A 21,112-nucleotide genomic window follows, 5' to 3' on the forward strand; every position below is an offset into this window, starting at 1 on the left:
GACGCGACACTGGTTCTGTCGCATGCGCCCCGTATAATGCGCAGGTCGCCATTTACTTTATTGGTTAACGGATTGGATATGACTGAACAGCAACCTGTTGCGGTTCTTGGAGGCGGCAGCTTCGGCACCGCCGTGGCGAACCTGCTGGCGGAGAATGGCCATCCGGTTCGCCAGTGGATGCGTGATCCGGCCCAGGCCGAAGCAATGCGCGTCAATCGCGAGAACCCACGCTATCTCAAGGGCATCCGCCTGCACGACGGCGTGCAGCCGGTCAACGACCTGCTCGCCACGCTACAGGGCTGCGCGCTGATCTTCGTCGCCTTGCCTTCGAGTGCCTTGCGCAGCGTGCTGGCGCCCCACGCCGAACTGTTGCGCGGCAAGGGCCTGGTCAGCCTCACCAAGGGCATCGAGGCGCACACCTTCAAGCTGATGAGCCAGATCCTCGAGGAGATCGCCCCCGGGGCGCACATCGGTGTGCTGTCGGGCCCCAACCTGGCCCGCGAGATCGCCGAGCACGCGTTGACGGCCACCGTGGTGGCCAGTGAGGACGAAGCGCTCTGCAAGCGCGTGCAGGAGGTGCTGCATGGCCGCACGTTCCGCGTCTACGCCAGCAGCGACCGTTTCGGTGTCGAACTGGGCGGTGCGCTGAAGAACGTCTACGCCATCATTGCTGGCATGGCCGTGGCCTTGGGGATGGGCGAGAACACCAAGAGCATGCTGATCACCCGCGCCTTGGCCGAGATGACCCGCTTCGCCGTGAGCCAGGGAGCCAATCCAATGACCTTCCTGGGCCTGGCGGGTGTGGGTGACCTGATCGTTACCTGTTCCTCGCCCAAGAGCCGCAACTATCAGGTCGGCCACGCCCTGGGCCAGGGGCTGAGCCTGGAGGAGGCGGTCAACCGCCTGGGCGAGGTGGCCGAAGGCGTCAACACGCTGAAGGTGCTCAAGGCCAAGGCCCAGGAAGTGCAGGTGTACATGCCGCTGGTAGCAGGCTTGCATGCCATCCTGTTCGAGGGGCGCACGCTCAACCAGGTGATCGAGCACCTGATGCGCGCCGAGCCCAAGACCGATGTCGATTTCATTTCCACCAGCGGTTTCAATTGAAGGAGCGACCTATGAACGATACCCCGGAGCGCGCCCAGCGCGAATCGATCATCCTGCGGGTGCTGTGGATGCTGGTGTTCCTGGTGGTCTGGCAACTGGCCGAGCTGCTGCTGGGCGGCCTGGTGCTGGTCCAGTTGATTTACCGGCTGATCTACGGCGCCCCCAGCGCCAGCCTGATGAACTTCGGTGACAGCCTCAGCCAGTACCTGGCGCAGATCGGTCGTTTCGGCAGTTTCCACACCGACAGCAAGCCCTGGCCGTTCGCCGACTGGCCGGCGCCGCGTGCGCCTGAAGGTGAAGCGCCCCACGCCGTGGCCCCGGCACCGCACCCGGTGCGTGACGAGGAACCCAAGCTGTGAAGCTCTGGGTACTGCGCCATGGCGAGGCCGAACCGCGCGCCAACAGCGACGCCGAAAGGCGCCTGACCGCCCACGGCCGTGAGCAGGTGCTGCGCAGCGCCGCCCGCTTGCTGGGGCAACCACTGCAGGCGATCATCGCCAGCCCCTACGTGCGAGCTCAGCAGACCGCAGCACTGGTGCATGGGGCCCTTGGCTTTGCCGACCCGGTGCGCACCGTGCCCTGGCTCACTCCGGACAGCGATGCGCAGGCGGTGGTCGGTGAAATCGAGCGGCTGGGGCTCGAGCATGTCCTGCTGGTCAGCCACCAGCCGCTGGTGGGCACCTTGGTCAGTCTGCTCGAGCAGGGTCATCAGCAGCAGCCTGCGCCCATGAGCACGGCCAGCCTGGCTGAGCTGGAAGGCGACTGGCCGCTGGCAGGGCTGATGACCCTGCGCGACCTCCATCATTCGGCATGAAATCGACAACTGGCATTTTTGCCAGTTGTCGCGCGCTCCAAGGCCTTGCTAGCGTCCTCGCCAGGATATGACCGTGCGGCAGGACCCCGGAGCGTGGGATGAAAAACCGAAGGTTGGAGCTGGTGTGTTCGGTTGATCTACAGCCCACACTGGAAAAGGTGCAGCGGGACAGCGTGCTGGATTTTGCCGAATACAGCCTTTTGCGTGAGTCGGCCGATGCCAAGTTCTACCAGTTGATGGGCAAGGTGCGTAAGGCGCGGGGCGTCGATCAGGGTTCGATGTTCGAGGGTGAGGAAGACTTGCGGCGCCTGCAGGATGCCAGCATCCGCATGGCGCACCTGTTGCAAAGCAGCTGCCTGGCCTTGCGCAGACTGGGCCTGGGGCCCCAGGACAAGCGCCTCGCGCGTGAGGCCCTGGAGCAGCAACTGGCCTACGTGCAAGCCTGCTTGCGCCGCTCGATGCAGAGCTTCGGTGAGTTCTGAATGACCTGATCGCCCTTGGCGATGACCTTTCCGGACGTTGCCGGCAACCGGCGCCTTGTCGACAATGGCCCGACCTTCCCCGTGCAGAGCAGGCGGCCATGTCGCAACAGATCTTCTTCGCCCACGCCAACGGCTTCCCGTCGGCCACCTACGGCAAGCTGTTCGCCGCGCTGGCACCGGACTACGAGGTTCGGCACCTGGCGCAGCACGCCCATGATCCGCGTTTTCCGGTGAACGAGAACTGGCAGAGCCTGGTCGATGAACTCTTGCACCATCTGGAGCAACAGTCAGCCCCGGTCTGGGGTGTCGGGCATTCGCTGGGGGGCGTGCTGCACCTGCATGCGGCGCTGCGCCGTCCTGAGTACTACCGGGGTGTGGTGATGCTCGACTCGCCGGTGCTGACCCGTGTCGACGAATGGCTTATCCAGGCGGCCAAGCGCCTGGGTTTCATCGACCGCATCACCCCGGCTGGGCGCACATTGGGGCGGCGTGAGGCGTTTCCCGACCGTGACAGCGCCCGCCAGTATTTCTCGGGCAAGACCCTGTTCCGCCATTTCGACCCTGAATGCCTCGAGGCGTATCTCGAACACGGCCTGGTGAGCACCGAGGGCGGCCTGCGCCTGCGTTTCGACCCCGCCACCGAGATCAGCATCTACCGCAGCATCCCCCATGTCAGCCCGGCGCCACCCCGCCAGTTGCAGGTGCCGTTGGCCATGGTGCGCGGTGCCCAGAGCCGGGTGATCCGCAAGCACCATGGGCTGGCGGTGCGCGGCATGGCCAAGGGCGAGTACCACAGCCTGCCGGGTGGGCACATGTTCCCGTTGGAGCGCCCCGGCGACACCGCGAGCCTGATCAAGGGCCTGTTCGACCGCTGGAGCCAGCAGCCATGAGTGCCCACGTCGAGGAAGTACGCCTGGCGCTCGGTCATATCGAGCTGGCCGCGCACCTGTTCGGGCCGGCTGATGGCCTGCCGGTGATCGCCCTGCATGGCTGGCTGGACAACGCCAACAGCTTCGCCCGCCTGGCGCCGCAACTGAAAGGGCTGCGCATCGTCGCCCTGGACCTGGCCGGGCATGGTTACTCGGAACATCGCCCAATCGGTGCCGGCTACGCCCTGGCCGACTACGCCCATGACGTGCTGCGGGTCGCCGAACAGCTGGGCTGGCAGCGTTTCGGCCTGCTCGGCCACTCGCTGGGCGCGATCATCTCGGTGCAACTGGCCGGGGCCTTGCCCGAGCGCATCAGCCACCTCGCGCTCATCGACGGTGTCATCCCGCCCACGATTGCCGAGCAGGACGCCGCCGAGCGCCTGGGGATGGCGTTGCAGGCGCAGTTGCGCCTGGAGGGCAAGCGCAAGACGGTGTACGCGAGCCTGGAGGAGGGCGTCGAGGCGCGCATGAAGGGCATGGTCGCGGTCAGCCGCGAAGCCGCCGAACTGCTGGCCCAGCGTGGCCTGATGCCGGTGCCCGGCGGTTACAGCTGGCGCAGTGACACGCGCCTGACACTGCCGTCGCCAACACGCCTGAACCAGGCCCAGGCCATGGCCTTCGTCCAGCGCGTCGCCTGCCCGGCCTGCCTGGTGGTCGCGGCCGATGGCATGCTGGCGCGTCACACGGAACTGCTGGAGCAGCTACCCTTCGAGCAGACGATCCTGCCAGGCGGGCATCACCTGCACCTGAACGACGCCCAGGGCGCGACCCTTGTCGCAGACTGTTTCAATCGCTTCTTTGGCATTCCTTGACTTGCACCGGGCAAGTGTCGAGGCTTGGCGGGTTGAAAGGGAGACAACCATGTACTTGCCAGACATTCACGCGCTTTGCCCCGGCCTCTGCGAGGGCGGCCGATGAGCGCACCTGTTTTCATTCGCGGCACCATCGCCGCTTGCCTCGCCGCCGTCAGCCCGCTGCTGCTTGCAGATAACCTGCCAGTTCCCGTCGATGCCAAGGTGGTCGACCAGCGTCCGGCCGTGGAGCAGGAGCGGGTTTACCCGATGGGCCCGCTGCGCAAGATCAGTGGCCGCCTGCGGGTCGATGACAAGGTCGAGAGCCGCGGCCAGGTCAGTTCGGTCACCTATGAACTGCCGGTCGAGCGAAGCGCTCGCGAAGCCTTCACCAGCGCCCGCGAAGCGCTGCAGCACGATGGCGGCTATCCCCTGTTCTGGTGCCAGGGCCGCGATTGCGGCGAAGCCAGCCTGTGGGCCAACGATGTGTTCGCCAATGCCCGTCTCAATGGCGGTGATGAACAGCAGGCGTTCATCCTGTTGCGCCGCTCCGCTGAAGAAGCCGATACATTGGTGGCGCTGTACAGCGTGACTCGCGGCAACCGTCGCGCCTACCTGCATGTCGAGGAGTTCGTCGCCGCCAGCCCGCTGGGCGAGTTGCTGCCCACCCCGGCCACGGTACTTCGCGAACTGCGCGACACCGGCAAACTCGACTACCCTGACCTTGCCAAGCCCCAGGCCACCTGGGCCGCCTTGCTGGCCCGCAGCCTCAACCTCGACAGCACGCTACGCGCCAGCCTCAGCGGCAGCGGCGCCGAGGCCTGGCGCGAGCAGCTGGTCCAGGCCGGCGTGCGCAGTGCCCGGCTGGAAGTGGGCGATGCGCCGACCGAAGGCTTGCACCTGGAATTGATCCGTTGAGTGAGCGCCCATGGCCAACAATGACCGCCTGTTGATCCAGATCCTGCTGCTCGCGCTGCTTGGCGCGGCGCTGTGGGTGATGGCCCCGTTCATCTCGGCGTTGCTGTGGGGCGCGATTCTCGCCTTCGCCAGCTGGCCACTGATGCGCCTGCTCACCCGCCTGCTCGGCGGGCGCGAGACGCTGGCCGCGAGCCTGCTGACCACGGTGTGGATCCTGCTGGTCGCGTTGCCGCTGGTGTGGCTGGGCTTCAACCTCGCCGACCATATCCGCGACGCCACCGCTTTTGTGCGGGACGTGCAGGTCGACGGCCTGCCCGATGCGCCGGCGTGGGTCGGCGGCATTCCCTTCGTCGGTGGTCGGCTGGTCAGTTGGTGGCAGTCCCTCGACCAGCAAGGCGCGGCCTTGCTGGCCTCCGCCAAGCCCTATCTCGGCCAGGTGGGCAACTGGTTGCTGGCGCGCAGCGCGCAGATCGGCAGTGGGGTGCTGGAGCTCACGCTCAGCCTGGTGTTCGTGTTCTTCTTCTACCGCGACGGCCCGCGCCTGGCGGCGTTCGTGCACCGGCTGCTGCAGCGGCTGGTGGGTGAGCGCGCCGAGTACTACGTCGACCTGGTCGCCGGCACCGTGCAGCGGGTGGTCAACGGCGTGATCGGCACCGCCGCCGCGCAAGCGCTGTTGGCGCTGATCGGCTTCCTGATCGCCGGTGTGCCGGGGGCCATCGTGCTCGGCCTGGTGACGTTCATGCTCAGCCTGATCCCCATGGGGCCACCGCTGGCCTGGATACCAGCCACGGCCTGGCTGGTGTCGAAGGGCGACTATGGCATGGCGGTGTTCCTGGGCATCTGGGGCACCTTCGTCATCAGTGGCGTGGACAACGTACTCAAACCTTATCTCATCAGCCGGGGCGGCAACCTGCCGCTGGTGATCGTGCTGCTGGGGGTGTTCGGCGGCCTGCTCGCGTTCGGCTTCATCGGGTTGTTCATCGGGCCGACCTTGCTGGCGGTGGGTTACAGCCTGCTGCTGGACTGGAGCCGTAATTCCGGGCAGCAATCGCCGCAGCATTGAAGACCGGTTCGCCGGCAAGCCGGCTCCTACAGAGAAGATAGGAGCCGGCTTGCCGGCGAACAGGCCGGTACAGGCACCGCAATACCTGATCTTTACGCATTCTTTATGCCCCGGCCCCACACCTGGTCTCGCCCCTTTACGCCCCTCCCTCGGACAATTTCCCCAAAGCGGCCCTCACGCCGCAATCTGGGGAGATTCACTCATGTACATGCTCGACGGGCTGTCACTGCTTCTGGCGGTGGCGTTGGCGGTTTACCTGCTGGTGGCGCTGCTGCGCGCCGATCGCGGCTAAGGGGCGACCATGCACAGTTACGATTACCTGCTGCTGCTGGCGTTCTTCGCCATCGTGCTGCTGCCGGCGCCCTGGCTCGGGCGCTTCTACTACAAGGTGATGGAAGGCCAGCGTACCTGGCTGTCGCCGATCCTCGGCCCGCTGGAGCGGGGCTGCTATCGCCTGTCTGGCGTGAACGCCGACCAGGAGCAGAACTGGAAGCAGTACACCCTGGCCCTGCTGGCCTTCAACCTGGCCGGCTTCCTGCTGCTGTTCGCCGTGCTGTTGCTGCAAGGCTCGCTGCCGCTCAACCCGCAGCACCTGCCCGGCCAGGAGTGGTCGCAGGCGTTCAATACCGCGGTCAGTTTCATGACCAACACCAACTGGCAGTCCTACAGTGGTGAGGCCTCGGTCAGCTACTTGACCCAGATGATCGGCCTGACCGTGCAGAACTTCGTCAGCGCCGCCACCGGCCTGGCCGTGCTGGTCGCCCTGAGCCGGGGTATTGCCCGTCGTTCGGTCGGCACCCTGGGCAACTTCTGGGTCGACCTGACCCGCGCCACCCTCTACGGCTTGCTGCCGCTGTGCCTGGTGCTGGCGCTGCTGCTGGTATGGCAGGGTGTGCCACAGACCTTCGCCGACTATGTCCACGCCGTGACCCTGCAAGGCACCGACCAGACCATCCCGCTGGGCCCGGCCGCCAGCCAGATCGCCATCAAGCAGCTGGGCACCAACGGCGGTGGCTTCTTCGGCGTCAACTCGGCGCACCCGTTCGAGAACCCCACGGCCTGGAGCAACCTGTTCGAGGTGGCCTCGATCATCCTGATCCCGGTGGCTCTGGTGTTCACCTTCGGCCATTACGTGAAGGACCTGCGCCAGAGCCGCGCGATCATCGCCTGCATGCTGGCGCTGTTCCTGATCGGCGGCAGCGCCGCGCTGTGGTCGGAATACCAGCCCAACCCGGCCCTGGAAAGCGCCCAGGTGCAACAGAGCGCGCCATTGGAAGGCAAGGAGAGCCGCTTCGGCACCACCGGTTCCGTGCTGTGGACGGTGACCACCACCTCCGCTTCCAACGGTTCGGTCAACGCCATGCACGACAGCCTCAACCCGCTGACCGGCATGGTGGCGATGGTCAACATGATGCTGGGTGAGGTGATCTTCGGCGGTGTCGGCGCCGGCCTGTACGGCATGCTGCTGTTCGTGCTGATCGCCGTGTTCCTGGCCGGCCTGATGATCGGCCGCACCCCGGAGTACCTGGGCAAGAAGCTCCAGGCCCGTGAAGTGCAGTTGCTGGTGGCCACCCTGCTGGTGATGCCGGTGGGTGTGCTGGTGCTTGGTGCCATCGCCGCCAGCCTGCCCGGGCCGGCCGGCGCAGTGACCAACCCCGGTGCCCACGGTTTCAGTCAACTGCTGTACGCCTACACCTCCGGCACCGCCAACAACGGCTCGGCCTTCGCCGGCTTCGGCGCCAACACCACGTTCCACAACGTGATGATCGGCCTGGCCATGCTGATCGGCCGCTTCGGCTACATCCTGCCGGTGCTGGCCCTGGCCGGCAGCCTGGCGGCGAAGAAGAGCGCGCCGCAAGGCCTCAACAGCTTCCCCACCCACGGCCCGCTGTTCACCACGCTGCTGCTGGTGACCATCCTGCTGGTCGGTGGCCTGACCTTCCTGCCGACCCTGGCCCTTGGGCCGATCGCCGAACACCTGAGCCTGGGTTTCTGAGGAACCGACCATGAACATGCCCATTCCCGAAGTGAAGGCGCGCCATAGCGCCAAGGACCAGACCCGCTTCGCCGCCCTGTGGCGTCCGGCGCTGGTGCAGGCTTTCGTCAAGCTCGACCCGCGTCAGCTCAAGCGCTCGCCGGTGATGCTGGTGGTGGCCCTCACCGCCGTGCTGACCACCGTGCTGTGCTTCGCCCCCGGCAGCGGCGTGAGCACCGGCGTGGCGGTACAGATCGCCGTCTGGCTGTGGTTCACCGTGCTGTTCGCCAACTTCGCCGAAGCCCTGGCCGAAGGCCGCGGCAAGGCCCGCGCCGACAGCCTCAAGGCCGGCAGCCAGGGCCTGACTGCCAAGCGTCGCAAGCACGACGGCAGTTTCGAGACCGTCGTCGCCACTCAATTGCGCAAGGATGATGTGGTGCGCGTGGTGGCTGGTGAACTGATCCCCGGTGACGGCGAGGTGCTCGAAGGCATCGCTGCCGTCAACGAGGCGGCCATCACCGGCGAATCCGCCCCGGTGATCCGCGAGTCCGGCGGCGACCGCTCGGCCGTCACCGGCAACACCCGCCTGGTCTCCGACTGGCTGCTGATCCGCATCACCAGCAACCCGGGCGAGTCGACCCTGGACCGCATGATCGCCCTGGTCGAAGGCGCCAAGCGGCAGAAGACCCCCAACGAGATCGCCCTGGACATCCTGCTGATCGGCCTCACCCTGATCTTCCTGATCGTGGTGGTGACCCTGCAGCCGTTCGCCCGCTTCGCCGGCGGCGAGCTGCCGCTGATCTTCCTCGCCGCGCTGCTGGTGACCTTGATCCCCACCACCATCGGCGGCCTGCTGTCGGCCATCGGTATCGCCGGCATGGACCGGCTGGTGCGCCTCAACGTGATCGCCCGTTCCGGCCGTGCGGTGGAGGCGGCCGGCGACGTGCACACCCTGATGCTCGACAAGACCGGCACCATCACCTTCGGCAACCGCCGTTGCAGCGCCCTGCACGCAGCCTCGGGCGTGACCGCCAAGGAGCTGGGGGAGGGCGCCTTGCTCGCCTCCCTGGCCGACGACACCGCCGAAGGCAAGTCGATCGTCGAGTACCTGCGCCAACTGCACGATTTCGACGAGCCCTCGAGCACCCAGTACGAAGCCATCGCCTTCAGCGCCGAGACCCGCCTGTCGGGTATCGACTTCCAGCAGCGTCGCTACCGCAAGGGCGCCGTCGATGCGGTGCTGGCCTTCTGCGGCCTGCAACGCCTGGAGTTGCCCGCCGCCCTGGCCCGTGAAGTGGAACGCATCGCCCAGAGCGGCGGCACGCCGTTGCTGGTGTGTGTCGACAAGCGTCTGCTGGGCGTGATCCACCTCAAGGACGTGGTCAAGCCCGGTATCCGCGAGCGTTTCGCCGAACTGCGCAAGCTCGGTATCCGCACCGTGATGGTCACCGGCGACAACCCGCTGACCGCCGCCGCCATCGCTGCCGAGGCCGGCGTGGACGACGTGCTCGCCGAAGCCACCCCGGAGAAGAAGCTGGCGCGCATCCGCCAGGAGCAGAACGACGGCCGCCTGGTGGCCATGTGCGGTGATGGCGCCAACGACGCCCCGGCCCTGGCCCAGGCCGACGTGGGCATGGCCATGAACGACGGCACCCAGGCCGCCCGCGAGGCCGCCAACATGGTCGACCTGGACAGTGACCCGACCAAGCTGCTGGACGTGGTCCAGGTGGGCAAGGAGCTGCTGGTCACCCGTGGCGCGCTGACCACCTTCTCCATCGCCAACGACGTGGCCAAGTACTTCGCCATCCTGCCGGCGCTGTTCGCCGCCATCTACCCGCAATTGGGCGTGCTCAACCTGATGCACCTGGCCAGCCCGCAGAGCGCGATCCTCTCGGCCATCGTGTTCAACGCGCTGATCATCATCGTGCTGATCCCCCTGGCCCTGCGCGGGGTGCGGGTGCAGGCCGCCAGCGCCGCCCACCTGCTGCGGCGCAACCTGCTGATCTACGGGCTGGGCGGCATCGTCGTGCCGTTCGCCGGGATCAAGCTGATCGACCTGCTGCTCAACGCGCTGCACCTGGTCTGAGGAGAGACTGACATGACTGCTTATGTACGCCCGGCCCTGAGCCTGATCCTGCTGATGACCGTGGTCACCGGCGCGCTGTACCCCCTGGCGGTGACCGGCATTGCCCAGGTCGCCTTCCCTGAGCAGGCCAATGGCAGCCTGGTGCGCGATGACCGCGGCGAGGTGCGTGGTTCGGCGCTGATCGCCCAGGAATTCAAGGGCGACGCCTGGTTCCAGGCGCGGCCTTCGGCGGGCGCCTATGCCACCGTGGCCAGTGGCGCGAGCAACCTGTCGCCGAGCAACCCGGCGCTGGCCGAGCGGGTCAAGGGCGATGCCGCCGCGCAATACCAGGCGCAGCTGGGGCCAGTGCCCCAAGCGCTGTTGACCACGTCCGGCAGCGGGCTGGACCCGCACCTGCCGCCCGAGGCGATCGCCTACCAGCTGCCGCGTGTGGCGGCGGCGCGGCAGGTAGCGGAGGAGCGCTTGCAAGTGCTGGTGAATGACGCCACCCTGCGTCCACTGATCGGGCCGCCGGTAGTGAACGTGCTGGCGTTGAACCAGGCGCTTGAGCACCTCGCACCGAGCCATTGATGCCGGGGGTCGCTTTGCGACCCATCGCGGGTAAACCCGCTCCTGCAGGTACGGCATCGAGCCTGTAGGAGCGGGTTTACCCGCGATGGCCTGCGCAGCAGGCCCGAATTCGCTACTTGTGAAGGATGAAACATGAGTGACTCCGCCCGCGCCGACGCGCTGTTGGCGGGCCTGCCCCGGGAAGGCCGCGGCAGGCTCAAGGTATTTCTCGGCGCCGCGCCCGGGGTCGGCAAGACCTTCTCCATGCTGCAAGCCGCCCACGCCCAGCAACGCCAGGGCGTGCAGGTGGTGGCCGGGGTGGTCGAGACCCACGGCCGCGCCGAGACCGAGGCCCTGCTCGGCGGCCTGACCCAGCAACCCCTGCTGCGCAGCGAATACCGCGGCGTGATGCTCGAGGAGATGGACCTCGACGGCCTGCTCAAGGCCGCGCCACCGTTGGTGCTGGTCGACGAACTGGCCCACACCAACGCCCCCGGCAGCCGCCACGCCAAACGCTGGCAGGACGTGCAGGAACTGCTCGCCGCCGGCATCGACGTGTACACCACGGTCAACGTCCAGCACCTGGAAAGCCTTAACGACAAGGTCCGCGATATCACCGGCGTGCAGGTGCGCGAGACCCTGCCCGACTGGGTGCTGCAGGAAGCCTTTGAACTGGTCTTGATTGACCTGCCGCCCCGCGAGCTGCTCGAGCGCCTGCGCGAAGGCAAGGTCTATGTGCCCGAGCAGGCGAGGGCGGCCATCGAAGCCTATTTCTCCCAGACCAACCTCACCGCCCTGCGCGAGCTGGCCATGCAGACCGCCGCCGCCCAGGTGGATGCCGACCTTGCCAGCGGCTACCGCCAGCGCGGCCAGGAAGCGCCGGCCCTGCGCGGTCGCCTGCTGGTGGGCATCGATGGCGACGATCAGGCCGAACGGCTGGTACGCCACGCCAGCCGCGTCGCCCAGCGCCGCCACCTGCCGTGGAGCGTGGTCCATGTCGACAACGGCCGCTTGCGCGATGAAACCGCCCGTCATCGCCTGCAGGCGGCCCAGCAACTGGCCGAGCGCCTTGGCGGTGAAGTGGTGTTGTTGCGTGCCGGTGAGGTGGCGCGCACGCTGATCCAGCACGCTGCCGAGCGCCGTGCCAGCCTGGTGCTGGTGGGCCAGTCCCGCGACCTGCTGCGTCGGCGCTTCTTCGGCGCCGGCGTCGCCGCCCGCCTGCTGCGCGAGAGCCACGGCCTGGAAATCAACGTGCTCGACCGCGACGCCCAGCCGCAACCGGCCCGGGCGGCAGTCCAGCGCGTATGGGTGTGGCGCCACTACCTGCTGGCGCTGGTCGCCACGCTGCTGGCCGCCGGCCTCGCCTGGGCCGTGTCGAGCGTGCTGGCGCTGCCCAACATCTCCCTGGTGTTCCTCGCCGCCGTGCTGCTGGTAGCGGTGCGCAGCAGCCTGGGCCCGGCGCTGGCCTGCGCGGCGCTGTCGTTCCTCACCTACGACTTCCTGTTCATCCCACCGAACTTCTCCTTCGCCATCCAGCGTGAAGAGGATGTGCTGACCCTGGTGTTCTTCCTGTTGATGGCCGCGCTCACTGGCAACCTCGCCGCCCGCCAGCGCCGCCAGTTGCAGGCGCTGCGTGAAACCCAGGCGCAGACCAACCAGCTGCTCGACCTGTCGCGTCGCCTCACGGTGGCCACCGACCGCCAGGCCGTGTTCAGCGCCGCCGGCCAGCATATGGACGGTTGGCAGGACGTGCAGGTGTGCCTGATGGAGCGCAGCAGCGACGGCCTGCTGCAGGTCGCCAGTGGTGGCGGCCATGCTTTCACCGACAATGAGCGCGCCGCTGCCGAATGGGCCTGGCAACACGGCCAGGCCGCCGGTTTTGGCAGCGACACCTTGCCCCACGGTCGCTGGTGGTGGTGGCCGCTGGCCGTGGAGGAGCAACCCCTGGCGCTGCTTGGCATACGCCCACGCAATGGCGAACCGTTGAGCGCCCAACGGCGCCGCCTGTTGATGGCCCTGGCGCAACCCTTGGCCCAGGCCCTGGCCCGCGCCCGCTTGGGCGAGCAGCTGGAAGCCGCCCGGCTGCACGGTGAAACCGAGCAACTGCGCAGTGCCTTGCTCGCCTCCGTGTCCCATGACCTGCGTACCCCATTGACCTCCATGCGCGGCAGCATCGACAGCCTGCTGGCCCTGGGCGACGCGATCCCGCCGGACGACCGCCGCGAACTGCTCGAAGGCACCCGCAACGAGGCCGAGCGCCTGGACCGCTACATCCAGAATCTGCTGGACATGACCCGCCTGGGCCACGGCACGCTCAAGCTGGCCCGCGACTGGGTATCCCCGGCCGATATCGTCGGCAGCGCCCTCAACCGCCTGCGCGTGGTACTGGCGCCTTTGCGCGTGCATACCGAAGTACCGCCCGAGCTGCCGCTGCTGTTCGTGCACGCGGCGTTGATCGAGCAGGCGTTGATCAACGTACTGGAGAACGCCGCCCGCTTCTCGCCACCGCAGGGCCGCCTTGAGTTGCAGGTCTCGGTGCGCGACGAGCAACTGTGCTTCGCCGTCGCCGATGAAGGCCCCGGGATCCCCCAGGACGAGCGCGAGAAGATCTTCGACATGTTCTACACCGCCGCTCGCGGCGACCGGGGCGGGCAGGGCACCGGCCTGGGCCTGGCGATCTGCCAGGGCATGATCGGCGCCCATGGCGGGCGCATCCTGGTCGGCGACGGCATCGATGGCCACGGCACCTGCATCACTCTATGCTTGCCGCTGCCGACCCAACCCGACAGCGAAAGTGAAGCCCCATGAGCCAAGCCGCCACCCTGCTGGTCATCGACGACGAGCCGCAGATCCGCAAGTTCCTGCGCATCAGCCTGGCATCTCAAGGCTACAAGGTCATCGAGGCCGCCACCGGCACCGAGGGCCTGACCCAGGCCGCCCTGAACAAGCCCGACCTGGTGGTGCTCGACCTCGGGTTGCCGGACATGGACGGCCAGCAGGTACTGCGCGAGCTGCGCGAGTGGAGCACGGTGCCGGTGATGGTGCTGTCGGTGCGCGCCAGCGAGGTGCAGAAGGTCGATGCGCTGGATGGCGGGGCCAACGATTACGTGACCAAGCCGTTTGGTATCCAGGAGTTCCTCGCCCGGGTGCGCGCATTGCTGCGCCAGGCGCCGCAGGTCGGCAGCGCGACATCTACCGCGAGCTTCGGGCCGTTGGTAGTGGATTTCGCCTTTCGCAAGGTGACGCTGGAGGGCGTCGAGGTGGCGCTGACGCGCAAGGAGTACGCGCTGCTGGCGCAGCTGGCCGGGCACCCGGGGCGGGTGATCACCCAGCAGCAACTGCTCAAGGATATCTGGGGGCCGACCCACGTGGACGACACCCACTACCTGCGTATCGTGGTGGGGCATCTGCGCCAGAAGCTGGGGGATGACCCCACGGCACCACGGTTCATCGTCACTGAGGCGGGCGTGGGGTACCGACTGGTGGCACCCTCTGTGTAGGAGCCGGCTTTGCCGGCGAACACCGGCTCAGCCGGTGCCATCCACAGCGGTGCCTGGGTTCGCCGGCAAGCCGGCTCCTACAGGCCTTATAGATTCAGCTCCAGTGCCAGCAGCTCCTGAACGGTCTGTCGCCGGCGGATCATGCGCAAGCTGTCGTTCTCGATCAGGAACTCAGGCAACAACGGCCGGCTGTTGTAGTTCGACGACATGGACGCGCCATAAGCTCCCGCATCGTGAATCACCAGCAGGTCGCCCACCTTGGCCTCGGGCAGCTCCTGGGGCGTCAGCTCCTCATCGTTCTGAGTGAATACGTCTCCTGATTCGCACAGCGGCCCGGCCACCACGGTCGGTTGCAGCGGGCGACTCACAGGCCGGCCCACGGCATCGAACAGGCTCATGCGGTGGTACGCCCCATACATCGCCGGACGCATCAGGTCGTTGAAGCCCGCATCGACCAGGATGTAGTGCTTGCCGCCCATCTGCTTGACGGCGCGCACCTCGGCCACCAGATACCCCGACTCCGCCACCAGGTAGCGCCCGGGCTCGATCTCCATGCGCACGGGGTGGCCGAGCATGGCTTCGACCTCCGCCCGTGCCACCGCCCAGGTGCGGGCGTAGCGTTGCAGGTCCACCGGCTGGTCGTCGCTACGGTAAGGCGTGGACAGCCCGCCACCGATGGAGAAGGCCTCGATGTCCATGCCCAGCTTGCCGATCAGCTCGACCATGGCGCCGGCCACCTGTTCCAGGTGCTGGTAGTCCACCCCTGAGCCGATGTGCATGTGCACGCCCACCAGGTGCAGGCCGAACTGTTTCACGCAGGCCAGCGCCTCGGGCAACTGCTCGTGCCAGATACCGTGCTTGCTGTTCTCGCCGCCGGTGTTGGTCTTGCGGCTGTGGCCGTGGCCGAAACCGGGGTTGATGCGCAGCCATACGCGGTGCCCGGGGGAACGTTCGCCCAGCTGGCGGAGCATGTCGATGGAGCCGGCGTTCACCTCGATCTTGGTGTCGACCACCCGCGCCAGGGTCGGTTGGTCCAGCACATCGCAGGTCAGCACCACGCCAGCCGGTTCGCCATCCACCACTGCCCCGGCCGCGAAGGCCCGCTCCATCTCCCCCAGCGACACGGCATCGAGCACCAGGCCACGTTCGCGCATCAGGCGCAGGATGTGCAGGTTCGGGTTGGCCTTCTGCGCGAAACGCACCGTGTCGAAGTGCTGCAGGAGCTGGTCGATGCGCTGGTGGATGGTCTGGGCGTCGTAGGCCCACAGCGGGGAGCCGTGCTGGCGAACGGCCTGGGCCAGGAGGGGGGTGGTCATGGTGGTGTTCCTTGTAATGGATACACCGATCTTGAGCGAGTTGGATGATTCATAAAAATAGCTAATTTTCAGAAGGTCATCCGTATTTGATATACATTCGACTGCGGTAGGAGCGGGCTTGTCCCGCGAACACCGGCAACGCGGTGGATGGCACCGGCTTTGCCGGTGTTCGCGGGACAAGCCCGCTCCTACAGGTCCCTGCCAAACGTTCAGGTGTTGCATGCCCCCATGAAACTCACCATCCGCCACATCGAAGTGTTCCGCGCCATCATGGCCGCCGGCAGCGTCACCGGCGCCGCCCGCCTGCTGTTCACCTCGCAGCCCACGGTCAGCCGCGAACTGGCGCGCATGGAGCAGGTCACCGGCCTGACCCTGTTCGAGCGCGAAGGCGGACGGCTGGTGCCCACGGCCCAGGCCTTGCTGCTGATCGAGGAAGTCGAGCGCGCCTTCGTCGGCCTCGAACGCATCGACCGCTTCGCCCAGGCCATCCGCAATTTCGAACAGGGCCGGCTGGCCATCACCTGCTTGCCGCTGTTCTCGCAAACCTTGCTGCCCAAGGCCTGCAAAGCGTTCCACCAGCAACACCCGGGCGTCAGCGTGAGCATCACCGCGCAGGAATCGCCGCTGCTGGAAGAGTCACTGGTCGCCCAGCAGCACGACCTCGGCCTGACCGAAACCGCGCAGGTGCCAAGGGGCGCGGTCGGGGAACTGCTGTTCAGCGCCGACATGGTCTGCGTGTTGCCCGAGCAGCATCCGTTGCTGGCCAAGCCGGTGCTCGAGCTGCACGACTTCCATGAGGTCGACTTCATCAACCTGGCCAGCCTGGACAGCTACCGGCAACAGCTGGACCGACACTTTCGCGAGGCTGGGGTGAACCGGCGCACGGTGATCGAGACCACCAGCGCCGCCTCGGTGTGCGCCATGGTCCGCCAGGGGCTGGGCGTGGCGATCATCAACCCGCTGAGCGGGCTGGAGGCCGGGCAGGGTGGGCTGCCCATGCGGCGCTTGAGGCTCTCGGTACCGTATCAGGTGATGCTGATCCGACCGGAGCTGCGCCCGGCGTCGGCGGTGCTGGAACCGTTCTGTCAGGCGCTACGGGTGCAGGCCAGGGAGATGGAGCGCGCATTGGCAGTGGGCGTCTGAGGCCACCCTGCAGCCAGTTGGAACGATTCCGGGAGCGCTGAAGTCAACCCCTTTGACAGTGATCAAACGAGGAGTGGCCATGAGTACCCTGACGATCGAAGGCTGGTGCAAAAGCAATGGCGATCGCCGATCCACCCCGGTGGGCGATATCCACTTCGACATCCAGGGCTCGACCCATACGGCGCTGGAGCAGGCCGAAGAGCGCCTGCAGCAAAGCCACGAGCCCGAAGCGATGGTGGATGTCGACATGGACACGTTGAATCTCATCCTGCCTGAGGGCTACGGCCCGCTGGCCGACTGTCGCCTGCGTGTTTACCTGAGCAACGACGAGCGTGGCCAGTTTCACCTGGTCGGCCATCGGGCCAGCGACGGCAGCCTGATCTACACCAATGCGGTGCTGATTGCGCAGTTGAGCTGAGCATCAGCTGCGCTCCAACTGTGCGGCCACCTCTTTGGCCAGCGCCATGAAGGCCTGCGCCGCCGCTGTCTGGTAGACACCCCTGCGCTGCATCAGCACGGCCGTACGTTGCAGGCGCAAAGGGTCGAGGGCGATGGCGGCCAGGTCAGCATGCGCCAGGGCGAGGGTGGCGGGCAGCAGGGTCGACAGCGTTGTCCTGCGCACCACTTCGATGACCGCGCCAATGGCATTGGCCTCCATCTTCACCTGCGGGCGAATACCGTGCTGGCGGCAGTAGCGCTCGATCTGCTCGCGGGTGGCGAATTCGGCGCTGAGCAGGATCATCGACTCATCGTTCAAAGCCTGCGGTCCGATGGCGCTTGCCTGGGCCAACGGGTGCCGGCTGCCGACCACCAGCGCCAGGGTTTCGACCAGCAGCGGGTAGGTGTCGAGGTCCTGGGCGTGGAGCTCGTCGAAGGCGATACCGACATCCAGTTCGTCCGCCAGCAGCAGTTCTTCCATGCGCTCCTGGGCGATTTCGCGCAGGTTCAGGGTGATGTTCGGGTACCGGCTGTGGAAGGCCTCGACCAGGGGGCCGACCAGATAGCTGGTAAAGGTGGGCGTCACCGCCACCCGCAATGATCCACGGCTCAGGTCGCCCACGTCATGGATCGCACGCCTGGCCGCCTGCAGTTCCTGCGACGCCCGTTTCGCATAGCGCAGATACACCTCGCCGGCATCGGTCAGGCGTGTCGTGCGCCCCGAACGATCGAACAACTGCGCCCCGAGGCTTTCCTCCAGTTGCCTGACCTGTTGCGAAAGGGCGGGCTGGGAGACGTGCAGGGCTGCCGCCGCCCGGGTGAAGCTGTGGTGTTGCGCGACCGCGAGAAAGTACTGGATATGTCGGGCGAGCATTTCGTATCTCATAAGAAAATCAGATGCTATGCATTATAAATGAGACTTTTACCTTATGTTACGCGGCGCCTAACCTTTGCCTCACACACCGCGACACTGAGGCATCAGCCATGCAAGACATCATCGACGGCTTCCTGAAGTTCCAGCGCGACGCCTTCCCTGAGCGGGTCAAGCTGTTCAAGGACCTGGCCACCCAGCAAAGCCCACGGGCGCTGTTCATCTCCTGTTCCGACAGCCGCCTGGTGCCCGAACTGGTCACCCAGCGCGAGCCGGGCGACCTGTTCGTCATCCGCAACGCCGGCAACATCGTGCCGTCCTACGGCCCTGAGCCAGGCGGGGTGTCGGCCTCGGTCGAGTACGCCGTCGCCGCGCTGCAAGTGGCCGACATCGTCATCTGCGGCCACTCCGACTGCGGCGCCATGACCGCCATCGCCACCTGCAAGTGCCTGGACCACATGCCCGCCGTAGCCGGTTGGCTGCGCTACGCCGACTCGGCCCGGGTGGTGAACGAAGCCCGCCCGCATCAAAACCCCCACGCCAAGGTCGAGGCCATGGTGCGCGAGAACGTGATCGCCCAACTGGCCAACATCCAGACCCATCCCTCGGTGCGCCTGGCCCTGGAAGAGGGCCGCGTGGCCCTGCACGGCTGGATATACGACATCGAGAGCGGCCGCATCGACGCCTTCGACGGACGCACCGGCCAGTTCGTACCCCTGGCGGACAACCCGGAAGTCCGTGCTGTTTCCCAACCTTCCCGGCACGTTGCCTGAACCCGTTTTTCAACCCAAGGAGACACCCCATGATCCAGTCGCAAATCAGCCAGAACGCCCGTCTTGCCCTGAGCGAGGTCATCCTCCTGGCCAAGGCCCGCAAGGACCTGTCGTTCGCCCAGATCACTGACGGCACCGGCCTGTCCGAAGCCTTCGTCACCGCCGCGCTGCTGGGCCAGCACCCGCTGCCGGCCAGTGCCGCCCAGGTGGTGGGTGACAAGCTTGGCCTGGATGCCGACGGCATCGCCCTGCTGCAGACCATCCCGCTGCGCGGCAGCATCGCGGGTGGCATACCGACCGACCCAACCATCTACCGCTTCTACGAAATGCTCCAGGTGTACGGCACCACGCTCAAGGCGCTGGTCCACGAGAAGTTCGGCGACGGCATCATCAGCGCCATCAACTTCAAGCTGGACGTGAAGAAAGTCGACGATCCGGAAGGCGGTTCCCGCGCCGTGATCACCCTGGATGGCAAGTACCTGCCGACCAAGCCGTTCTGATTCGCTCGTAGGGACATGGCCCGACCGCAGCAGGGTGGCCGGGCCATTCCCATGGACGCTATTGACCCCTGTAGGAGCGGGCTTGCCCCGCGAACACCGGCAAGGCCGGTGCCATCCACCGCGTTGTCCGACATCGCGAGCACAGGGTGTCGACCGTAATGACTGATTACGAGGAACGACGGCATGGACCTGATCATCAGAAATGTCCGCATCGACGATGCAAAACCCTTGATGGATGTGGCCGTGCACAACGGCAAGATCACTGAAATCGCCCCAACGATCACCGCAACGGCAACCCAGGAAATCCAAGGCAACGGCAATGTCCTGATCCCAGGCTTCGTCGAAGGCCACCTGCACCTGGAAAAAGCCAACGTCATGCAGCGCAAGGCCAACCGCTCCGGCACCTTGAAGGAAGCGATCGCCGTCACCGCCGAGCTCAAGCCCACGCTTACCCGCGAAGACATCCTCGAGCGCTCGACCCAGGTGTTGCGCGCGCTGGTGCAGGCCGGCACCACCCATGTCCGTGCCCACGCCGAATTCGACCCCGCCCAGGGTTTCACTGGCCTGGAAGTGGTGCTGGAGTTGCGGGAAAGATTCCGCGATGTCATCGATATCCAGGTGGTTGCCTTTCCCCAGGAAGGCATCCTCAAGTTGCCCGGCATGAAGGCGATGATGGTCGAGGCGATGGAGAAGGGCGCCGATGTGGTCGGCGGCATTCCCTACAACGACGTATCGCCCCTGGAGCACATCGATTTCGTCTTCGACCTGGCCAGGCGCTATGACAAGGACATCGACCTGCACCAGGACTTCGCCGATGACGCCGAGCAGATGACCATCGAATACGTGGTCCGCCGGACCCTCGCCGAGGGTTACCAGGGGCGGGTGTGCGTCGGCCATCTCACCAGCCTGGCGGCCGTCGAGCCCGAACGGCAGGCGCGTATCGTCGCGCGGCTGCGCGAGGCCGGTATCAGCGTGATGTGCCTGCCGGCCACCGACCTGCACCTGGGCGCCCGTGGCGACCGCCACAACGTGCGCCGCACCCTGACACCGGTGCGCGCCTTGCGCGATGGCGGGGTGAACGTGTGCCTGGCCACCAACAACATCCGCAACGCATTCACCCCCTATGGCACGGGTGACCTGCTGAACATCGCGCAACTGGCCATTCCTGCCTGCCACCTGGGCGGGGCGGATGACCAGGCCACGGTGTTGGCGATGCTCACGACGAACCCGGCCATGGCCTTGGGTTTGCGCGACCATGGCCTGGCCGTGGGCAAGGATGCGGACCTGGTGTTGGTGGATACCCAGCGCGTCAGCGACGTGATCCTCGACCTGCCGGCGCGGTTGGCGGTGCTCAAGCGGGGGAGGGTGGTGGCGACGGCCGAGCATCGCCGGTCGGTGGTGTTCTGAGTGGTGGCTACGGTTCCCGCGCCAGGCGAAGTACCACTGCCGTTTCGGGGTAAGCGCAGGTTCAGAAATCATGTAACGACAGTCGTCGGGCAGTTTGAAAGAATAGGCGGGTGTTTGCTGATAAATGGTCGACGCCAGAAATTTCTCTCAAGTTTTCGAGAAGATACCGGGCTTTTCAATTAGGCGCCGATTCCCTATGGTTCCCGTGTTGTAAATCATGCTTCTGATTCAAAGATCAATTACACAAGAAACTGCACAGCATATGAGTTATTTATCTGTCGCTGTGCACTCGATTGGGTGATATTGATATTTAGTTTGCTGAATTAGAAGCATGGAGAATCAGTGGCATGGTGTTTGTATTTATGGACGTTCCCCTAATCGGCATACGATTGCCGTCGGGCGATTTTTCAAGCAAGGAGAGCAACACATGGCAACTCCCGCCTACATGGCCGT

General features: G+C 66.2%; 21 protein-coding genes. 19 read left to right on the forward strand and 2 right to left on the reverse strand.

Translation table 11 applies throughout. The features are described 5' to 3' along the window. Positions 1-78: 78 nt before the first annotated feature. The 14 genes from P5705_RS17520 (at position 79) to P5705_RS17585 (ending at position 14,211) form a co-directional block, all read left to right on the forward strand. On the forward strand, positions 79-1,104 hold the full coding sequence (locus P5705_RS17520) for an NAD(P)H-dependent glycerol-3-phosphate dehydrogenase (RefSeq protein ID WP_277462132.1): 1,026 nt from the start codon (positions 79-81) through the stop codon (positions 1,102-1,104). Between the two features lie 11 nt (positions 1,105-1,115). Next, the gene (locus P5705_RS17525; RefSeq protein ID WP_213657585.1) at positions 1,116-1,463 is read left to right on the forward strand and encodes a DUF4389 domain-containing protein; all 348 of its coding nucleotides are present in this window, start codon (positions 1,116-1,118) and stop codon (positions 1,461-1,463) included. Beyond that, a complete protein-coding gene (gene sixA / locus P5705_RS17530) occupies positions 1,460-1,918 on the forward strand; it encodes a phosphohistidine phosphatase SixA (RefSeq protein WP_277462133.1) in 459 nt (152 codons plus the stop codon). Before P5705_RS17525 ends, sixA begins: the two co-directional genes overlap by 4 nt. A 98-nt stretch (positions 1,919-2,016) precedes the next feature. Continuing rightward, positions 2,017-2,400: a hypothetical protein gene (locus P5705_RS17535; protein ID WP_277462134.1), complete on the forward strand. Its 384-nt coding sequence runs from the start codon at positions 2,017-2,019 to the stop codon at positions 2,398-2,400. Between the two features lie 98 nt (positions 2,401-2,498). Then, positions 2,499-3,290: an alpha/beta fold hydrolase gene (locus P5705_RS17540; protein ID WP_277462135.1), complete on the forward strand. Its 792-nt coding sequence runs from the start codon at positions 2,499-2,501 to the stop codon at positions 3,288-3,290. Beyond that, on the forward strand, positions 3,287-4,141 hold the full coding sequence (locus P5705_RS17545; RefSeq protein ID WP_277462136.1) for an alpha/beta fold hydrolase: 855 nt from the start codon (positions 3,287-3,289) through the stop codon (positions 4,139-4,141). Before P5705_RS17540 ends, P5705_RS17545 begins: the two co-directional genes overlap by 4 nt. Positions 4,142-4,243: 102 nt before the next feature. After that, on the forward strand, positions 4,244-5,038 hold the full coding sequence (locus tag P5705_RS17550) for a DUF4892 domain-containing protein (protein WP_277462137.1): 795 nt from the start codon (positions 4,244-4,246) through the stop codon (positions 5,036-5,038). 10 nt (positions 5,039-5,048) lie between these two features. Continuing rightward, on the forward strand, positions 5,049-6,101 hold the full coding sequence (locus P5705_RS17555) for an AI-2E family transporter (RefSeq protein WP_277462138.1): 1,053 nt from the start codon (positions 5,049-5,051) through the stop codon (positions 6,099-6,101). Between the two features lie 202 nt (positions 6,102-6,303). Continuing rightward, positions 6,304-6,393 (forward strand): K(+)-transporting ATPase subunit F, encoded by a 90-nt coding sequence (gene kdpF, locus P5705_RS17560; protein WP_011534724.1) that lies wholly within the window; start codon positions 6,304-6,306, stop codon positions 6,391-6,393. Between the two features lie 9 nt (positions 6,394-6,402). Then, positions 6,403-8,097: a potassium-transporting ATPase subunit KdpA gene (gene kdpA, locus P5705_RS17565; RefSeq protein ID WP_277462139.1), complete on the forward strand. Its 1,695-nt coding sequence runs from the start codon at positions 6,403-6,405 to the stop codon at positions 8,095-8,097. Positions 8,098-8,107: 10 nt separating this feature from the next. Next, entirely contained in the window at positions 8,108-10,162 is a 2,055-nt protein-coding gene (gene kdpB / locus P5705_RS17570) for a potassium-transporting ATPase subunit KdpB (RefSeq protein ID WP_277462140.1), read from the forward strand. A 12-nt stretch (positions 10,163-10,174) separates the two neighbouring features. Then, positions 10,175-10,732 carry a potassium-transporting ATPase subunit KdpC gene (gene kdpC / locus P5705_RS17575; RefSeq protein ID WP_277462141.1) on the forward strand — a complete coding sequence of 186 codons (558 nt, stop codon included), beginning with the start codon at positions 10,175-10,177 and terminating at the stop codon, positions 10,730-10,732. A 132-nt stretch (positions 10,733-10,864) separates the two neighbouring features. Further along, positions 10,865-13,519, forward strand: coding sequence for a sensor histidine kinase (locus tag P5705_RS17580; protein WP_277462142.1), 2,655 nt, complete (start codon positions 10,865-10,867; stop codon positions 13,517-13,519). Beyond that, positions 13,516-14,211, forward strand: coding sequence for a response regulator (locus P5705_RS17585; RefSeq protein WP_277462143.1), 696 nt, complete (start codon positions 13,516-13,518; stop codon positions 14,209-14,211). The genes P5705_RS17580 and P5705_RS17585 overlap by 4 nt, the downstream gene beginning before the upstream one ends. A gap of 86 nt (positions 14,212-14,297) precedes the next feature. Here the strand turns inward: P5705_RS17585 and lysA are convergent, their stop codons facing one another. After that, complete coding sequence (lysA, locus tag P5705_RS17590) at positions 14,298-15,527, reverse strand: diaminopimelate decarboxylase (protein WP_277462144.1); 1,230 nt, start codon at positions 15,525-15,527, stop codon at positions 14,298-14,300. A 228-nt stretch (positions 15,528-15,755) separates the two neighbouring features. On the opposite strand from lysA, the gene P5705_RS17595 reads away from it, so the two are divergent. Together P5705_RS17595 and P5705_RS17600 are read left to right on the forward strand one after the other, a co-directional pair. After that, the gene (locus P5705_RS17595; RefSeq protein ID WP_277462145.1) at positions 15,756-16,670 is read left to right on the forward strand and encodes a LysR family transcriptional regulator; all 915 of its coding nucleotides are present in this window, start codon (positions 15,756-15,758) and stop codon (positions 16,668-16,670) included. A gap of 79 nt (positions 16,671-16,749) precedes the next feature. Then, complete coding sequence (locus tag P5705_RS17600; protein ID WP_277462146.1) at positions 16,750-17,088, forward strand: hypothetical protein; 339 nt, start codon at positions 16,750-16,752, stop codon at positions 17,086-17,088. Between the two features lie 3 nt (positions 17,089-17,091). Here P5705_RS17600 and cynR read toward each other — a convergent pair whose 3' ends face one another. Continuing rightward, positions 17,092-17,982, reverse strand: a complete 891-nt coding sequence (gene cynR, locus P5705_RS17605; RefSeq protein WP_277462147.1) for a transcriptional regulator CynR — start codon at positions 17,980-17,982, stop codon at positions 17,092-17,094. Between the two features lie 110 nt (positions 17,983-18,092). Here cynR and P5705_RS17610 point away from each other — a divergent pair, with 110 nt between their 5' ends. From P5705_RS17610 to P5705_RS17620, 3 genes are all read left to right on the forward strand, one after another. Beyond that, entirely contained in the window at positions 18,093-18,752 is a 660-nt protein-coding gene (locus P5705_RS17610) for a carbonic anhydrase (protein ID WP_277462148.1), read from the forward strand. Positions 18,753-18,781: 29 nt separating this feature from the next. Continuing rightward, entirely contained in the window at positions 18,782-19,252 is a 471-nt protein-coding gene (gene cynS / locus P5705_RS17615; RefSeq protein WP_277462150.1) for a cyanase, read from the forward strand. Positions 19,253-19,435: 183 nt separating this feature from the next. After that, positions 19,436-20,659, forward strand: a complete 1,224-nt coding sequence (locus tag P5705_RS17620; RefSeq protein ID WP_277462151.1) for an amidohydrolase family protein — start codon at positions 19,436-19,438, stop codon at positions 20,657-20,659. Positions 20,660-21,112 lie beyond the last annotated feature (453 nt).

This window comes from Pseudomonas entomophila, from assembly GCF_029478665.1.
Taxonomy (GTDB): Bacteria; Pseudomonadota; Gammaproteobacteria; order Pseudomonadales; family Pseudomonadaceae; genus Aquipseudomonas; species Aquipseudomonas entomophila_F.

Bases quoted from the DNA above. Each gene is read 5' to 3' on its own strand.
- P5705_RS17520 (WP_277462132.1), top strand. From the start codon at position 79: ATGACTGAACAGCAACCTGTTGCGGTTCTTGGAGGCGGCAGCTTCGGC.
- P5705_RS17600 (WP_277462146.1), top strand. From the start codon at position 16,750: ATGAGTACCCTGACGATCGAAGGCTGGTGCAAAAGCAATGGCGATCGC.
- P5705_RS17595 (WP_277462145.1), top strand. From the start codon at position 15,756: ATGAAACTCACCATCCGCCACATCGAAGTGTTCCGCGCCATCATGGCC.
- P5705_RS17580 (WP_277462142.1), top strand. From the start codon at position 10,865: ATGAGTGACTCCGCCCGCGCCGACGCGCTGTTGGCGGGCCTGCCCCGG.
- P5705_RS17620 (WP_277462151.1), top strand. From the start codon at position 19,436: ATGGACCTGATCATCAGAAATGTCCGCATCGACGATGCAAAACCCTTG.
- lysA (WP_277462144.1), bottom strand. From the start codon at position 15,527: ATGACCACCCCCCTCCTGGCCCAGGCCGTTCGCCAGCACGGCTCCCCG.
- P5705_RS17525 (WP_213657585.1), top strand. From the start codon at position 1,116: ATGAACGATACCCCGGAGCGCGCCCAGCGCGAATCGATCATCCTGCGG.
- kdpA (WP_277462139.1), top strand. From the start codon at position 6,403: ATGCACAGTTACGATTACCTGCTGCTGCTGGCGTTCTTCGCCATCGTG.
- kdpB (WP_277462140.1), top strand. From the start codon at position 8,108: ATGAACATGCCCATTCCCGAAGTGAAGGCGCGCCATAGCGCCAAGGAC.
- P5705_RS17555 (WP_277462138.1), top strand. From the start codon at position 5,049: ATGGCCAACAATGACCGCCTGTTGATCCAGATCCTGCTGCTCGCGCTG.
- kdpF (WP_011534724.1), top strand. From the start codon at position 6,304: ATGTACATGCTCGACGGGCTGTCACTGCTTCTGGCGGTGGCGTTGGCG.
- P5705_RS17540 (WP_277462135.1), top strand. From the start codon at position 2,499: ATGTCGCAACAGATCTTCTTCGCCCACGCCAACGGCTTCCCGTCGGCC.
- P5705_RS17550 (WP_277462137.1), top strand. From the start codon at position 4,244: ATGAGCGCACCTGTTTTCATTCGCGGCACCATCGCCGCTTGCCTCGCC.
- kdpC (WP_277462141.1), top strand. From the start codon at position 10,175: ATGACTGCTTATGTACGCCCGGCCCTGAGCCTGATCCTGCTGATGACC.
- P5705_RS17545 (WP_277462136.1), top strand. From the start codon at position 3,287: ATGAGTGCCCACGTCGAGGAAGTACGCCTGGCGCTCGGTCATATCGAG.
- P5705_RS17610 (WP_277462148.1), top strand. From the start codon at position 18,093: ATGCAAGACATCATCGACGGCTTCCTGAAGTTCCAGCGCGACGCCTTC.
- P5705_RS17535 (WP_277462134.1), top strand. From the start codon at position 2,017: ATGAAAAACCGAAGGTTGGAGCTGGTGTGTTCGGTTGATCTACAGCCC.
- cynS (WP_277462150.1), top strand. From the start codon at position 18,782: ATGATCCAGTCGCAAATCAGCCAGAACGCCCGTCTTGCCCTGAGCGAG.
- cynR (WP_277462147.1), bottom strand. From the start codon at position 17,982: ATGCTCGCCCGACATATCCAGTACTTTCTCGCGGTCGCGCAACACCAC.
- P5705_RS17585 (WP_277462143.1), top strand. From the start codon at position 13,516: ATGAGCCAAGCCGCCACCCTGCTGGTCATCGACGACGAGCCGCAGATC.